This is a genomic window from Sorangium sp. So ce302, assembly GCF_051530145.1.
In the GTDB taxonomy this organism is placed as follows: Bacteria; Myxococcota_A; Polyangia; order Polyangiales; family Polyangiaceae; genus Sorangium; species Sorangium cellulosum_B.
In genome coordinates this window covers 2,775,194-2,790,929 of the sequence record NZ_CP150326.1, presented here as the reverse complement: position 1 = coordinate 2,790,929, position 15,736 = coordinate 2,775,194, and the positions used below count along the sequence as shown (strand labels likewise).

Here is a 15,736-nt window from a genome sequence, read left to right as displayed (position 1 = left end):
TCGTGCACACATCGGACCTTTACCTCGCCGTCCACTGGACAGCTCGCGCGTCCGCCCTCCTGTTCGCCGCGGCGCTCGTGGCGCCCGCCTTGTTCCGGAGCTCGGGGCAACGCTCGCAAGGGTTCTACCTCGGGTTCATCCTCGCCCACACGATCCACTTTATGTTCGTGATCGGGCTCGTGCGGGCGACCGGAGGCGCGAACATGTTCCCGGGCGGTAGGAGCGTCGCTGACGTCGGCGGATGGCCCGCGGTCTTCGGCATCTTCGCCCTCTTCTATGCGCTCGCCTTCATCGCATTCGCGGCAAGGCGCATGGGGACGCGAGCGCGATCGACGCTACGCGTCGCTGGCAGGCTTTCGACGCTGTTCCTCGGGTACATGTTCGTCAGCACGTACGTGCCGCTGGTCTCGCGATCACGATGGTATGCACTGCCGGCGGCGATCGTCGCGACGGCCGTCCTCGTGGATGCGAGCGGACGACGTCTCCGTCGCGAACCCACGCACGAAAGCGGCGCGCACACCAGAGCCGGTTGCGCCCTCTGATCCTGACCGCGGCTCGCCGGACAGCGAACCTACACCGCCCGCCACGGGGTCTTCCGCTTTTCTGGACCGGGCGCTCGCGCAGGCGGCGGAGCAGCGGATAACGTGGAAGGATGAAGAACCATCTGCAATTCCCCCTGGTGATCGCGCTGTTCTTCGCCGCCTGCGACTCGACGCCGAGCGCCGGCGGCGACGGCGGCTCAGGGCCGGACATGCCCTCACCGCACCCCGACGGCGGCGGAACGAACGATGGCGGCGGGGGCGGCGGAACGAGCGATGGCGGCGGGGGCGGCGGCGACACCTCGCCGTCCGGCACGCTGAGCGAGCGCTACCCGGACGACGTGGGGCTCGCCGGTGACCCGGCCGTGCTCTTCCACGACGACTTCGAGCAAGGCTGGGGGCGCTGGGACGGGCCCACTGCCGACACGCGCTATCTGCACATCGAGGCCGACGCGGCGGCTGCCCACGCCGGGCAGGGCTACCTCCGCTCGACCGTGACGACCGCCGATCTGGCGGAGGAGACGTACATCTCGTCGTCCACGTGGGTCACCCACGAGCGCGTCGACGCGCTCTACTGGCGCTTCCATGTGCGCTTCCCCGAGCTCGCCCCGAACCCGCACCACTGGGTGCGCATGGCGGCGGGCACCGAGAGCTGGGACAGCAGCGGCCTCGCGAACACGGTGCCGCCCGGAGACGACGGCTTCTGGTTCGACTTCGACACGACCACCGACGACGTCTTCAACTTCTACGCCTACTGGTACAAGATGCGCTCCGGGCGCTGCAACGACGGGACCGCCACCCCTGGCTGCGCCGGCGATCAAGGCACGACGTACTACTACGGGAATGTCTTCCAGCCGCCGGGTCAAGCGCCGTTCCCGCGCGACCGATGGTTCTGCGTCGAGATGCACGCACGCGCCAACACGGTCGGCCAGAGCGACGGCGCGCTCGCGTTCTGGATCGACGGCGTGGCGATCGGCGACTACCGCCCCGGCTACCCCGACGGCACCTGGCTCCGCGCCCAGTTCCACACGGGAGGGTGCGACTTCAGCGCGTGCACGCCGCCCGAGCCGTTCGGTGGCTTCGACTTCCGATCGAGCGATGACGTGCGCTTCAAGAGCTTCATGCTCGACGCCTACTACGAGCGCGACTCCGACGCGCGCCGGCGGGCGGAGATGGAAGAGCTCGGCATGACCGTCTCCGACACACACACCATCCTCTACGACGATGTCGTCGTCGCGACCGAGCGCATCGGCTGCCGCCGCTGAAGCACGCTCCGCGCTCGGCCCTCTCCATGGTACCCTCCCGCGCATGGGTACCGCGAACGCCCCCGCCCCCCGACGGCGCTCGGCCCTGCGCCGCGCCGCATGCGCGGCCCTCCTGCTGGCCGCGTGCGGCCCCGCGCCCACGCTGGCCGAGCCGCGCGCGCCGGAGCCGCCGCCCGCCGCCGAGACGGTCTACATCGTCCTCCAGGATCCGCCCCCGGCGGCGGCGACAGCGGCGGCCGACGGCTGGGTGCCAGAAGAATTCCCCGGCGACAACCCGTTCGAGCGGACGCGAACCTGGATCGGCGATTACGACTGCCCGCAGGGCACGACCGAGATGACGTTCCGGATCCTGGAGGTCAAGGGCGACAGGATCAAGGCCGTGTTCGGCTTTCATCATGCCGAGTCCGGCGCCGCCGGCAAATACCTCATGAGCGGCCGCTACGACGCCGAGACGCGGACCGCATCGTTCTCGCCCGGCGCCTGGCTCGAGCGCCCGCCCAACTACGTCACCGTGGGCATGAAGGGCGACCTCGCGTTCGACGGCTCGCTCTTCGCCGGACGCATCGAATACCCCGACTGCGGCGCATTCCGGCTCCGGCCGGCGGGGTAGCGCCGCCCCTCGCGCCGCTCGTCGCCAGGCCACGCCGAGCGACGAGCAGCGCTTCCGTCATGTGGGCAGTCGCGCGAGCGAGGGGCGCGGCGCGACCCTCAGGGCGTGCTCGACGGGTCTGCCGGGTCGCTGCCCTCGTCTTCCTCGTCGCCGTCGCGGAATCCATCGCCGTCGCGATCCAGCCCGATCCGCTCCCCCGAGCCCGGCGGCGCGCACGTGTACGTGAGCTCGCCCCGATTGCGCGAGGCCCGGTGCCGCAGCGCCGCGTCGCGGATCGGCGCGTCGCAGAGCCGGTCGCCGACGAACAGGCCCGCGCCGACGTAGAGGAACCCCGCCGCCTCATGGTCGTGCGATCCCTTGACCACCAGATCGCACTCCCCTGCATCAGCCCGCGCGCGGAGCAGATCGATCCTCGGCCCGACCACGGCCGCGTTCTGCCGGGTGAGCGTCACCTGCTGCCCGACGATCGGCGCCAGGTTGCTGTCGAACGCGAGCAGGAACTGCTCCACCTCGCGCCGCATCACGTCCCCCTCCGGCCCCGGCGGGAACCCCCCCGGGGTGAGCGGCGACTGGTTGAACCCCATGTCGGGGGTCGCCGAGCTCACGAAGCGGAAGAGCGTCGGGACGCCCCCTTCGTTGTTGAAGCCGAAGCCGCGGACCTGGTCGCCCAGGAACGCGTCGCTGCCCGGGAAGAGATCGTTGTTCGCCATCCCGAACATGCCGACCTTCTGGTACAGATTGCGGAAGTGCGGCGATTTGAAGGCCTCGGTCTCCAGGTCGAACGTGTACCGGCCATCGCCGCCGAAGAAGCCAGGCGCATCGACGCCGAACTCCTCGTTCGCGTGGCGGTCGAGCACATGGCACGAGACGCAGGTGCCCTCCTCGCTGAAGTCGGACACGTTGTTGAAGAAGAAGCCGCGCCCGGCCTGCTGCGCCGGGGTGAGCGAGTTGTCCAGCGCCCGGATCGGGTTGGGCGGATAGGTGACCTGCAGGATGAAATCGGCGAACGCCTGCATGTCGGCCTCGGGGATGAACTCGCTCCTCCCCAGGAGATCCGTGAACGCGGCCTGGAACTCCATGAACGCCGTCACCTCGTCGAACGTCCCGCTGTCCGGGTGCGCGCTCGGCTCGTCGTCGCCCCCGGTGCGATCGCCGCGCCAGTGCATGGGCCCGTGGTTCGCCATCCCGCGGAGGCTCTGCGTCGTCATCGGCCCCTTCATCGGGTGGTGGGTGTCGGGTATCCCGAAGTCCAGCGGGTGTGACTCGAACGGCCCCGGGATGTCGACGACCACCCCGTCCGGATTGCCGAGATCCCAGGCCAGGCTGTCGAAATCGCCGTAGACATGGCAGCTCGCGCACGACGAGTCGCCGTGGCTCGACTCGAACGACGCGTCGTAGAGGAACCGGCGCCCGGCGACCACGCTCGGCGGCTCCGGGTTGTGCATCGGCACGTGCGCGATCTCGGCCTTGGTCGTCGTGCTCAGGATCGAGATCGCGTTGTCGAAGCGCGTGATCGTGTACAGGCGCCGCCGCGCCTCGTCGAGCAGGAGCCCCGTCGGCCCGCCGCCCGGCACCGGGATCTGCCTGGAGGTGCTCGGCGTGAAGGTGTTGTTCTCCAGGGCGGCGGTGCTGAACACCCCGATCTTGGACGACCCGATCGTCGCCACGTACAGCGTCTTGCCGTCGCTCGTGACGGCCATCTGCTGCGGGAGGGCGAGGCTCTTCTGGTTCTCGGCGTTCGGGACCGGGGCGCAGCACGCGTCGTAATCGATGTGTTTGTTGAGGTGCCTCGGCGTGACGCTGCCCGCCGGGCCGAGGACGGTGATCCTGCTCTCGTGCAGGTGGCCCCGTGTCGTCTGGCCGGCGAAGATCCCGGGCCCCTCGAAGCGCTTCTCGTTCCCCGCCTCGGTGTTCGACACGTACACCTTCCCGCTGACCGGGTTGACCACCATGTTGTAGAGGATGGTGCCGACGCCGGTGTAGAACCCGGCGGCGCCGGGCAGCTGCCTCGGCGGGCTCGCGTTCGCGTCGATGACGAACACGTCCTTGTCGGGCAGCGAGAGCCGGACGGAGCTGTCCCAGACGCGGTTCAGCTCGTCCACCCAGTGGGCACCATTGAACTTGACGATGAGCCCCGTCTCCGGGTGCGGGATCCCCTCCGCGTTGGTGGCCGGCCCGGGCACGCCCCCCGCCGCCTCTCCGCCGTTCGGGATGATGCCCTCGTGGAGCGCGGTTGTGCGGTTCCCGGAGTGGAAGGCCGCCGCATACACCTTGCTGCCGTCCGGCGTCACCGCCAAAGCCCTCGGGGTGTCGCTGAACAGCGTGACGATCGTGAGGGGCGCGCCGGCGAGCGTCGGGCCGAGGTGGGCGGCGTCGAAGACCCATACGTCCGCCCGGCCCACGCCGGGGGTCGTGAGCTGGGGATCGAACGGGATGTTCTGTCCGCGGTGCGCCGTCGTGATGAACGCGCGGCGCCTTCCGGGACCCGCGAACACGATATCGCGCGGCTCGTCGCCCACGAGCAGCGTCCGCACGACCCGGCCCGAGCGCGCCCCCTGGGTCAGCTCGACGACGCTCACGCTGTCCGACAGGTGGTTGACGACCCAGACCTCGGTATCGCTCCGCGCCGCCACGGCCACCGGCTCGAGGCCGACGGGGATGGAGGCGCGGTGCTCGATACCCTGATCCTTGACCCGATACACCTCGAGGTGGTTGTCGGGTGTGTTCACGGCGAATAGCAGCTTTCCGTCGGGCGAGAGCGCGAGCGGACGCACATGGCCGCTCTCGAAGAGGGTGAAAGACGACGCCGCCTCGGCGGATCGGCCGGCCGCGAGGCCCACGAGCAGCGCCGACGCCGCGACGAGACGGCAGAGGACATCGCGCACGACAAAGTACGAGGCCATGAGTCACCTCCGGTGAGTGGGGTTCTCTTCACATGATTTCGAATGGCAAGCAGACGATAAAGCGCGAAGGTTGAGTTAAAGGGTAGTCGTGGCCGGCTCGCATTGCAATATCGCAATGGTTTTGCTTCAGCAATCGATGCCTTCGGCACACCTGCGCCGAGCTACCTACCGAGGTGTCGCGACGGTGCGAGGCAGTCCAGTCGGGCAGACGGCGCCGGCGACCTCGAGACGACCCCCCGGATCGCCGTGATCCGGTCGCAGAGCATCGCGGCGCCGCGGCGGTTCATGGTAGGCTGCGCAACATGCAGGGGGGCCTCGCAGTCGGGCCGTCGTCTCGGCGCCGGGAGCACGGCGCCGGTCGTTCGATCGGCCGGCATCGCGCGCTGCCCGCGCGGCGCTGCGTGCGAGAGAGGACAGCCCCCGGACCCCCGCCGCGCGCCCCTTCCCGCCGGCGCCTCGCGCGCCCGTCGAGCGCCGCCCGCTTGACGCGCCCTCTCCACGATCCCGAGAAGGAGCCCCGAGAGACCATGAAGACATCCGCTGTGCGTCGCACGATCGGCTGGCTCGCGGTGACGGCGCTATCCCTGCTCGCCTCGGCGTGCCAGCCGGAGCCCTCACGCGGCGATCGGAGCAAGGAGGCGCGGCCGCCGCTCCGCGTCAGCCACGGCTACTGGGTTGGGTACTTCCCGATGTCGATCGCCAAAGAGAAGGGCTTCTTCGACCAGCAGGGCGTGGACGTCGAGCTCCTCTTCAACCCGGACCTGTACGGCATGATCTCCGATTTCACCGCAGGGAAGGTCGACGGCCTGCCCTGGACCATGGAGGTCGTCGTGCGCGTCCTCGCGAGGGAGCCGGACGCGCGGGTCGTCCTCTACCTCGGCCAGACGGCGGGCGCCGACGTCGTCATGGCGCGGCCGGAGATCGAGAAGATCTCGGATCTCAAGGGGAAGAAGATCGCGGCCAAGACCGGCGCCCTGGGCGAGATGCTGGTCGGCGAGATGCTGGAGAGGAACGGCCTCGCCATCGACGACGTGACGCTGGTCAACGTGAGCGAGACGGACGTCGCCCCGTTCCTGGCGAACAATACGATCCAGGCCGGACACACCTGGGAGCCCTACGTGACGCAGGCGGCGAAGTCCGGCGCCAGGCCGATCTTCTCCAGCAGGGAGACGCCCGGGCTGTTCGCCGATTTCATGATGTTCCGAGGCACGGTGCTGCGCGACCGGCCGGACGACGTCCGCGCCTTCATCCGGGGCTGGTTCCAGGCCGTCGAGTTCTGGAAGGCCCACCCGCAGGAGAGCAACGAGATCATCGCGAAGGCGCTGAAGATCCCGGTCACGGACATCAGCATCGACGGATACGAGCTCTTCTCGCTGGAGGAGGTCCGACGGCGGTTCGCGCCGAACAACGACCCCACGTCGCTGGCCCCGCTCGTCAACAAGCACGTCGATTTTCTCGTCCAGGACGGGCAGCTGGGGCGCCGCCCGGACATCAACAACATCTTCGATTCGTCCTTCCTGCCTCCCGTCACGAAGCGCGAGTGATCGCAGCGGCGCGTGGAGCACCTGGAGAGCACCACCACGGAGGTTCGACGAACGCTATGAGTCGCGCAAGGCAGCAGCTGCCGGTCCCCCTGATCACCCTCCGCATGAAGCTGATCGTGGCGCTCCTGACGGTCGCGCTCGCGCCGCTCTCGATCCTCACGCTCCTGAACAAGCGGACCAACGAGACGGTGCTGACCGAGAGCGCGAACCAGGCGCTCGCCGCGGCCGCGTCGCAGGCCGCGAACAGCGTCGACGACTTCATCGAGAGCAACCTCGACGCCGTCCGCGTCGAGGCCCGCCTGCCCGGGCTGACCAGCTACCTGAGCCTCGGCGAGGAGGCCCGGAGGAGCGGGACCGAGGAGCACGCGCGCGCCTCGAGGACGCTGCACGGGCTCATCCGGAAGGACACGATCAACATTCTCTCGTACGCGCTGCTCGATCAGCGCGGGCAGAACGTCCTCGACACGGTGCAGACGCCCGTCGACAGGGACGAATCCAAGCGGGACTACTTCGTCGGCGCGGTGGAGACGGGCCTGCCGTACGCGTCGTCGGTCGTGTTCGCCGGCGAGGTGCCCCAGCTCGTCTTCAGCAGCCCCATCCGCGACGCGCTGAACAAGAAGAAGACGATCGGCGTGCTCCGGTGCACCTACAACCTGTCCGCCGTCCAGCGGATCATCCTCTCCCAGACGCGCCTCCTGGAGGCGTCGGACGCGTTCGCGATCCTCCTCGACGAGCACCACGTCCGCCTGGCGCACGGCCGCTCCCCGGAGCTCGTGTTCAAGTCGCTGGTGCCGCTCGCCCCGGAGCTCGAAGGCCGGCTCAAGGCGGAGCGGCGGCTGCCGGACAAACCGGCCGCGGAGCTGTCGACCGACGTGCGGGCCTTCGACGAGGGGCTGCGCCGGTTCGAGCGCGAGCAGGACCCCACCTCGACGGCGAGCCGCTTCCTGCAGGCCCGCATGGCCGCGAGGGACGCCCCCATGAGCGCGGTGGCCCTCGCGCGCGTGAGCGCCTTCGACGGCATGAAGAAGCCGCCGTGGACCGTGGCGTTCGTGCGGCCGGAGGCGGCGTTCCTCGAGCCCATCGAGGAGAAGACGACGCGCGACGCCCTGCTGCTCGCCTCGCTGATCGCAGCGATCGTCACGGCGGTCGCCGTCCTGATGGCGCAGGTCCTGACGAGGCCGATCACCCGCCTCGCCCAGGCGGCGTCGCAGCTGGCGAGCGGGAAGCTCGACACCGCGGTCGAGGTGCGATCCCACGACGAGATGGGCACGCTGGCGGAGTCGTTCAACCAGATGGCGCGCCAGATCCAGGGGTCGTTCGAGGAGCTCGAGCACCGCGTCGAGCAGCGCACGGCCGAGCTGAAGGAGGCGAAGGTCGCCGCGGACGCCGCCAACAAGGCGAAGAGCGACTTCCTCGCCAACATGAGCCACGAGCTCAGGACGCCGCTCAACGGCATCCTCGGCTACGCGCAGATCCTCCGGCGCTCGCGGGGGCTGAGCGAGCAGGACCTGCGCGGGATCGACGTCATCCATCGCTCCGGCGCCCACCTGCTCACGTTGATCAACGACGTCCTCGATCTGGCGAAGATCGAGGCGCAGGCGATGGAGGCCCACGCGAACGATTTCCACCTGCCCTCGTTCCTGCGATCGACGGCCGAGATCTGCCGCATCCGCGCCGAGGAGAAGGGCATCGCGCTCGTGTATACGCCCGATCCCGAGCTCCCCACCGACGTCTACGCCGACGAGCGGCGGCTGCGGCAGGTGCTGATCAACCTGCTCGGCAACGCCGTGAAGTTCACCGAGAAGGGCAGCGTCTCCTTCACGATCAAGCGGCTGGGCGAGGGGCCGCGCCCGCCGCACGGCTCCGCGCCGGACTCCGCCGCGCTCCAGAGCGCGCCGCGCAGGACGCACCGGGTGCGCTTCGAGATCGAGGACACCGGGACGGGCATCAGCCCGGATCAGCTCGACCAGATCTTCCTCCCGTTCAAGCAAGCCAGCGACGGCAAGCGCCGCGTCGACGGGACGGGGCTCGGGCTCGCGATCAGCCAGCGCATCATGAAGCTGCTCGGCAGCTCCATCGAGGTGAGGAGCGAGCCCGGCAAGGGGAGCGTGTTCTGGATGGACGTGATCCTCGCCGAGTCGCCCCGGCGAACCCAGCCCACGGCGCTCCGGCCCGCCTCGGCGGTCGTCGACTACGAGGGCAAGCGGCGGCGGATCCTCGTGGTCGACGACCAGCCCGAGAACCGCGAGGTGCTCGTGAAGGTGCTGCAGTCCGTCGGGTTCGAGACGTCCGAGGCCACGGACGGCAAGGAGGGCCTCGCGGCGGCGTCGGAGCGCGAGTTCGACCTGGTGATCACGGACCTCGCGATGCCGGAGCTCGACGGCTGGGAGATGATGCGGCTGCTCCGGAAGGCGCCGGATCGAGCAGGATTGAAGATCTTCGCGTCATCCGCGAGCGTCTTCCTCTCCGATCAGGACAAGAGCCTGGCCGCGGGCGCCGACGATTTCCTCCCGAAGCCGCTGCAGCTGGAGGAGGTCTTCGACAAGATCCAGCGGCACCTCGGGCTCTCGTGGATCTACGAGCAGCAGGGCGATCCTGGCGCGCCGGGCGAGGCGCCCGCCGGCGCCCACCGCGACCCGAGCTCACCCGAGCCCGCCGGCGGCGCAGATCTCCCGATGACCGCCCCAGCCGCCGAGGATCTGCGGCTCCTCTTCGATCTCGCGCACAGGGGGCTCTTCCACCAGCTCCAGAAGCACCTCGACAGGCTCGAACGCGCCGATCCGAAGCTCGCGCCGTTTTGCAGGCACCTGCGCCGCCTGATGCAGGATTTCAAGATGGAAGCGGTTGAAGATTTCATCAAGATGCACCTACGCGATTGACGTTGCTTGGACGGCGCGCGCCTTGGTCGTGGCAATGGGAGCGCGCGCCTCCTGGAGGGTAGAACGATGGATGCCAGTGAAGCCGGTACGATACTCATCGTGGACGACAACCCGAGGAACCTCGGTCTCTTGTCCGATACCCTGACGGGCTCAGGCTTCGAGGTCGCGGTGGCGGTGGACGGCGCGCGCGCCCTCCGGCTCGCGAGGGAGGGGATGCCGGATCTCATCCTGCTCGACGTGAAGATGGATGGGATGGATGGGTTCGAGACGTGCCGGCGGCTGAAGGGAGACCCGGCCACGGCCGCTATCCCCGTCATCTTCATGACGGCGAGCACGGACCTGTCCGCGGACCGGGTGAAGGGCCTGAACCTCGGGGCCGTCGATTACCTCGCCAAGCCGTTCCTGGACGAGGAGCTGCTCGCGCGCGTCCGGGTGCACACCAAGCTCAGGAGGCTGACGATGCACCTCGCCGCGCAGGTGGACGAGCGGATCGCGGCGGAGGCGGCCTTGCAGCGGCTCACGCAGGAGCTGGAGAGGCGCGTGGGAGAGCGCACGGTGGCGCTGGAGCGCGCGCTCGAGGGGCTCACGCAGGCGCAGGCGCAGATGGCGACGGTCATCCGCGCGGCGCAGGCGGTCTCGGGCGAGATCGTCCTCGACGACGTGCTCGACCGGCTGATGCGGCTCACGCTGGAGCACGCCGGCGCGCGGAAGTGCGTCCTCGTCCTCTCGCGCGAGTCCGGGCTGGTGATCGAGGCGTCGATCACGAGCGAGCCGGACACGGTGGTGCTCGGGCTCTCGAAGCCGGTGGGCCCGGGCGCCGATCTCGCGGCGTCGCTCGTGGAGGAGGTCGCGCGGGCCCGGCAATCGATCTTCGTCTGGGACACGAGCCGCGACGCTCGCCCGGAGGACGCGCGGTACCTCGCCGGGAAGGGGCCGAGGTCGATCCTCTGCCTGGCCATGATGTGCCAGGGCGAGCTGATCGGCGTCCTCTACATCGAGGGCGACGCGGCGCCGGAGCCGCTGCTCGCGGCGCAGCTGGAGACGCTCGGGCTTCTGGCCTCCCAGGCGGCGGTGGCCGTGAAGAACGCCCTGCTCTACGGGCACCTGGCGGACATGACGTCCGAGCTCCGCCGCTCGAACGAGCGCCTGGAGACCGAGGTGGCGCGCCAGACGGAGGAGCTCCGCCAGACGAACGAGCGCCTGCAGCGGGAGCTCGTGGAGCGCGCCCGGGCCGAGGAGGAGCGCGCCGCGCTGCAGGCGGAGGTCATCGACGCGCAGAGCGCCCGGCTCGCGGAGCTCTCGACGCCGCTCATCCCGATCACCGATCACATCATGGTGATGCCGCTCATCGGGACGATCGACTCCGCGCGAGCGGAGCAGGCGCTCGAGGCGGCGCTGAACGGCGTCCAGGCGAACCGGGCGAAGGTCGTCATCATCGACGTCACCGGGGTGACCGTGCTCGACTCGGCGGTCGCGAGCACGCTGATGAGCACGGCGATGGCGCTGCGGCTGCTCGGGTCGAAGACGGTGATCACCGGCATCCGCGCCGAGCTGGCGCAGACGCTCATCGATCTGGGCGTCGATCTCGGCGCCGTGGTGACCAAGGGGACGCTCCAGAGCGGCATCGGCTATGCGCTCCAGCAGGCCGGCGACGGCGTGGCGGGCCTGCACGTCAACGGCAAGCACGCCCGCAACGGCGGCGCGCCCGGGCGCAGGAGCGGCCATGATTAACGACCGGCGGATCGCGGCCATTCGCTCGCCGCGGCGGGGAGCGCCGCCCGGTACCCCAGGTAGCGCCCGAACGCGCGCATCGCCTGGTTCCAGTGCTTGGGCTCCTTCACCAACATCTCCTTCACGCCGACGTCGGCCAGCGCGTCGCCCACCTCGATCCACCGCGGCTCGCGCGTCAATGCGTAGGCGGCGCCGAACACGGGCACGATCAGCAGGTTGAGGTCGGCCGTCCCGCTGTCGTCGTACGCGTCGGTCTCGCAGCCCCACAGGTACCGGAACGCGCGCCCGTCCGAGGTGATGGCGCGCTCGGCGAGCCAGCCTGCCGCGCGCGCGACCACCTCGCGGACGCGCGGGTCGCCGGTGAGCGCGTGGTAGTCCATGAGCGCGTCGACGAGCAGCGCGGTCATGAACGGCGAGCCGCCGCGCGGGCCGCGCTCGCACTCCGACGGGTCGGCGCGGGTCAGGTCGTGCTCGAACGCGCCCGACGCGCCCTGCTGCTGCCACGCGACCGTGCGATCCGCGAGCCCGCGCAGCGTCGACAGGAGCTCCGGCCGCGGGTCGAGCGCGTAGTAGCTCGACAGGGTCATCATCACCCAGGCCATGTTGCGCTCGGTCACGCGCAGCACGTCCTCCCTTCCGCCCGTGAGCGCGGCCTGGTTCTGCCGGAGGGCCTCGCCCATGGCGAGGACCGCCTCCCTGGCCGCCGGATCGCCGGTGAGCAGGTAGTCGTCGACCATCCCCTGGCCGAGCATGCGCCGGAGGACTTGCCAGGAGAGGGGCGCCGCCGGGCTCCAGTCGTCGCGCTCGCAGACGTGGACCGCGAGGCGGCGATCGGGCGAGAACCTGAGCTCGTGCTGCCGGTACCAGACGGCCTCGGCGCGCGCGCGCCGGTAGCGCGCGGCGTCGCCGTTGCGGAGGAAGCGCTGGTAGAGCGCGTGCGGGCCGTCGTAGTACGTGCGGTACGGGGCCGCGCAGCTGACACCGTACGCGTCGTAGGCGGGCGTCATGCGGGCGAGCGCGCCCTCGATGCCCGCCTCGAAGCCGGGGAAGCGGCGATCGTCCATGGCCGGGAGCTGCGGCCCGGACACCAGGCTCGCCGCGTACCACGACGGCGGCAGCACCGCCGCGATCGGGCCGTCCGGGTTCGGCAGGAGCGCCTCGTCGAGCACGGCGCCCCGAGGGATCTGGAAGGGCCGCGGGACCTGGGTGAGCCGGGGGGCCGGGGGAGCTTGGCGGTCGGCGCGCTGCGAAGGTGACGATGGCGAAGGGGCGCCGAAATCCAGCGTGTAGATCGCTCGTTCTCCGGGCGCGAGCGCGGCGCGGAAGACGAGGAGCGCGCTGCGGATCGAGCGGCCCCTGGGCCAGACGGCGAGCGGCTTCGCGCGGAGCGGGACCGCCGCGCCGCGCGCGTCGCGCAGGCGGATGAACCGGACGTCGCGCAGCGCGCCCGGCGCGAACGGCACGGCCGCCGACACGACGGCTTCCGGCGCCGGCAGCGCCGCTCCCGGCGGGCGCTTCGCGGGCGCGGGCGCGGGCGCACTCGGCGCGGCGTCGGCGACGAGCAGCAGCGGGACCGATTCCGCGGAAGGCGGCGCCGGGAGCGCAGGCGCCCCGTGCGCCTCCAGGACGGCCCGCACGCGCGGCTCCACCCGGCGGGCGGCGGGCGCCCGGCCGCAGCTCGCCAGGAGGAGCGGCGCTGCGAGGAGCAGCGCCGCGAGCGGGCGGCGGGCGGCGGGCCTCGCCTTGGCGCGCTGCGCATCCATGCCGCATCCGATGCTCTGCGCCCGCCGCGCATCGCGGCACAGCCGTCGAGCGCACGGCCGCGACGAGGCGGGCTGCTCGGCACGGCGCGCTCGCCCGATCGCGCTCGCCGGCGCCGCGGGAACGAGGGCAAACAGCGCGTCGAGCCCGCTCGGCAGGCCGTGGGCCCGAACGCCTCGGACCCTCGCCGGCATCGAAGGGGAACCTGCTGCGATGCTGTGGGCTGTCCTGAGCGTGTTCGTCGGAGCGCTGCTGGCGCCGGCCCTCCACCGCGGGCTCGGGCGCCCGGCCGGCTGGCTCTTCGCGGCGCTCCCGCTCGCGGTGCTCGTGTTCGCGGTGCCGTTCGTCCCGTGGCCCTTCGCCGAGGGGGAGGCCCATCACGCGTCGCTGCCGTGGATCCCGTCGCTCGGCGTGGAGCTCGCGGTGAGGCTGGATGGGCTCTCGCTCGTGTTCCTCGGGCTCATCTGCGGCATCGGCGCGCTGATCTTCGTGTACGCGAGCGAGTACCTGCGCTCGCACCCGCGGCTCGGGCGGTTTTACGCCTACCTGCTCCTGTTCACGGGATCCATGGCGGGCCTCGTGCTCGCCGACGACGTCATTCTCCTCTTCGTGTGCTGGGAGCTGACGAGCGTAAGCTCGTATCTGCTCATCGGGTGGGACCACGAGCGGCCGGAGGCGCGCAAAGCCGCCTTGACGGCGCTCCTCGTGACGGGCGGCGGCGGGCTCGCCATGCTCGCGGGCCTCGTCCTCCTCGTCGTGGTCACCGGAGAGACGCGGATCTCGCGGTTCTCGGGGGACGTCGTCCGCGAAGGCCCCCTCTACCTGCCGATCCTGCTCCTCGTCCTCGCGGGGGCCTTCACGAAATCAGCGCAGGTGCCGTTTCATTTCTGGCTCCCTCGGGCGATGGAGGCGCCCACGCCGGTCAGCGCTTATCTGCATTCGGCCACGATGGTGAAGGCCGGCGTCTATCTGCTCGCGCGCCTGCATCCCACGCTGGGCGCGACGCGCGAATGGTACCTCGTCGTGACGGGCTTCGGCGCCGCCACGATGGTGGCGGGCGCGGCGCTCGCGGTCACGCAGAAGGACCTCAAGCGGATCCTCGCCTATTCGACCGTGAGCGTGCTCGGCCTCCTCACGATGCTCCTCGGCATCGGGACCCGGGCGGCCGTCTCCGCGGCGGTGGTCTATCTGGTCGCGCATTCGCTGTACAAGGGCGCTCTCTTCATGACCGCGGGGACCCTGGACCACGAGACGGGGACCCGCGACGTCACCCGCTTGCGGGGCCTCGCGCGGCGGATGCCGATCACCGCGACGGCGGCCGTACTGGCGGCGATCTCGAGCGCGGGGGCGCCGCCCCTCCTCGGTTTCCTGTCGAAAGAGCTCTTCTACGAGGCCGTCCTGGCGCCGCCCTCGATGACGGCGGTCCTCGCCGGGGCCGCGGTCCTGTCGAGCGCCCTCCTGGTCGTGGTGAGCTTGGTCGTCGCCCATCGCCCCTTCTTCGGGGGTCCTCCGGCGGCGCCCGCGCTCCCCAACGAAGCGCCGCTGTCCTTGTGGCTCGGGCCAGCCACGCTCGCGGCGGCGAGCCTCGTCCTCGGGGTGGCGCCGCGGCTCCTCGGCGACCTCCCGAGCGCGGCGGCGACCGCGATCCTCGCCCGGCCCGCGCGGCTCGAATTGCACCTGTGGCACGGCCTGACCCCCGTACTCGGACTCAGCGTCGCGACGCTCCTCGCCGGCCTCGGGCTCTTCCGCGTCCTCTCCGGCCGCGAAGGGCGCCTCCTCGACGCCGCCACGCGCCTCGGAGCCTGGGGCCCTGCGCGCGTGTACGACGCTGCCTTCGCGGGGCTCCTCCGGTTCGCGGAGTGGCTGACCGGGCAGCTCCAGACGGGGCATTTGCGCCGTTATCTGCTCATCACGGCCCTGACGACGGTCGTGCTCGTCGGGACGCCTCTGCTCCGGAGCCTCCCTTTCACGATCCCGTCGCTCACGGTGGAGCTCCCGGAGCTCGTGCTCGCGGGCGTGATCCTCGCGTCCGCGGCCATGGCGACGCGCACGCAATCGCGCCTCGCCGTCGTCGCCGCGCTCGGCGCGATCGGCCTCTGCGTCATGGTCGTCTACGTGATCTTCAGCGCGCTCGATCTCGCGCTGACGCAGATCATGGTCGAGGTGCTGACGGTCGTCATCTTCGTCCTCGTCCTGCACCACCTGCCGCGCTTCGTGCCCCGATCCCCCGCGCGCGTGTGGATCCCGGACGCGATCGTCTCCGTGATCTTCGGGGCCACGGTGACCCTGTTGATCCTCATGTCGTCGACGCTCTCCCCGGAGCCGATCCTGCGCGAGTTCTTCGTGGCGAAGGGGTACCCGGAGGCCCACGGGCGGGACATCGTCAACGTGATCCTCGTGGATTTCCGGGCGATGGACACGCTGGGCGAGTCCACGGTCCTCTGCGTGGCCGGGATCGGGGTCTATGCCCTGCTCGCGACCCGCACGCGGAAGGGGGCCTGAGC

The 15,736-nt window shown here is 70.7% G+C and carries 9 protein-coding genes; 7 read left to right on the top strand and 2 right to left on the bottom strand.

The features are described 5' to 3' along the window. Positions 1-2: 2 nt before the first annotated feature. From WME73_RS10850 to WME73_RS10840, 3 genes are all read left to right on the top strand, one after another. Positions 3-542 carry a hypothetical protein gene (locus WME73_RS10850; protein WP_437915611.1) on the top strand — a complete coding sequence of 180 codons (540 nt, stop codon included), beginning with the start codon at positions 3-5 and terminating at the stop codon, positions 540-542. Positions 543-652: 110 nt separating this feature from the next. Continuing rightward, positions 653-1,804, top strand: a complete 1,152-nt coding sequence (locus WME73_RS10845; protein ID WP_437915610.1) for a hypothetical protein — start codon at positions 653-655, stop codon at positions 1,802-1,804. Positions 1,805-1,847: 43 nt separating this feature from the next. After that, positions 1,848-2,414 (top strand): hypothetical protein, encoded by a 567-nt coding sequence (locus WME73_RS10840; protein WP_437915609.1) that lies wholly within the window; start codon positions 1,848-1,850, stop codon positions 2,412-2,414. 98 nt (positions 2,415-2,512) lie between these two features. Here WME73_RS10840 and WME73_RS10835 read toward each other — a convergent pair whose 3' ends face one another. Beyond that, positions 2,513-5,317, bottom strand: coding sequence for a hypothetical protein (locus tag WME73_RS10835; protein WP_437915608.1), 2,805 nt, complete (start codon positions 5,315-5,317; stop codon positions 2,513-2,515). Between the two features lie 527 nt (positions 5,318-5,844). Between WME73_RS10835 and WME73_RS10830 the strand changes: the two genes are divergently transcribed. The 3 genes from WME73_RS10830 to WME73_RS10820 all read left to right on the top strand — a co-directional run bounded on the left by WME73_RS10830 (position 5,845) and on the right by WME73_RS10820 (position 11,471). After that, a complete protein-coding gene (locus tag WME73_RS10830) occupies positions 5,845-6,861 on the top strand; it encodes an ABC transporter substrate-binding protein (protein ID WP_437915607.1) in 1,017 nt (338 codons plus the stop codon). A gap of 56 nt (positions 6,862-6,917) precedes the next feature. After that, a complete protein-coding gene (locus WME73_RS10825) occupies positions 6,918-9,740 on the top strand; it encodes an ATP-binding protein (RefSeq protein WP_437915606.1) in 2,823 nt (940 codons plus the stop codon). Between the two features lie 66 nt (positions 9,741-9,806). Then, a complete protein-coding gene (locus WME73_RS10820) occupies positions 9,807-11,471 on the top strand; it encodes a response regulator (RefSeq protein ID WP_437915605.1) in 1,665 nt (554 codons plus the stop codon). On the opposite strand, the gene WME73_RS10815 is transcribed toward WME73_RS10820, so the two are convergent. Next, positions 11,468-13,234: a hypothetical protein gene (locus WME73_RS10815; RefSeq protein WP_437745392.1), complete on the bottom strand. Its 1,767-nt coding sequence runs from the start codon at positions 13,232-13,234 to the stop codon at positions 11,468-11,470. The genes WME73_RS10820 and WME73_RS10815 overlap by 4 nt on opposite strands. Before the next feature lie 211 nt (positions 13,235-13,445). On the opposite strand from WME73_RS10815, the gene WME73_RS10810 reads away from it, so the two are divergent. Continuing rightward, the gene (locus tag WME73_RS10810) at positions 13,446-15,734 is read left to right on the top strand and encodes a putative monovalent cation/H+ antiporter subunit A (protein WP_437915604.1); all 2,289 of its coding nucleotides are present in this window, start codon (positions 13,446-13,448) and stop codon (positions 15,732-15,734) included. Positions 15,735-15,736 lie beyond the last annotated feature (2 nt).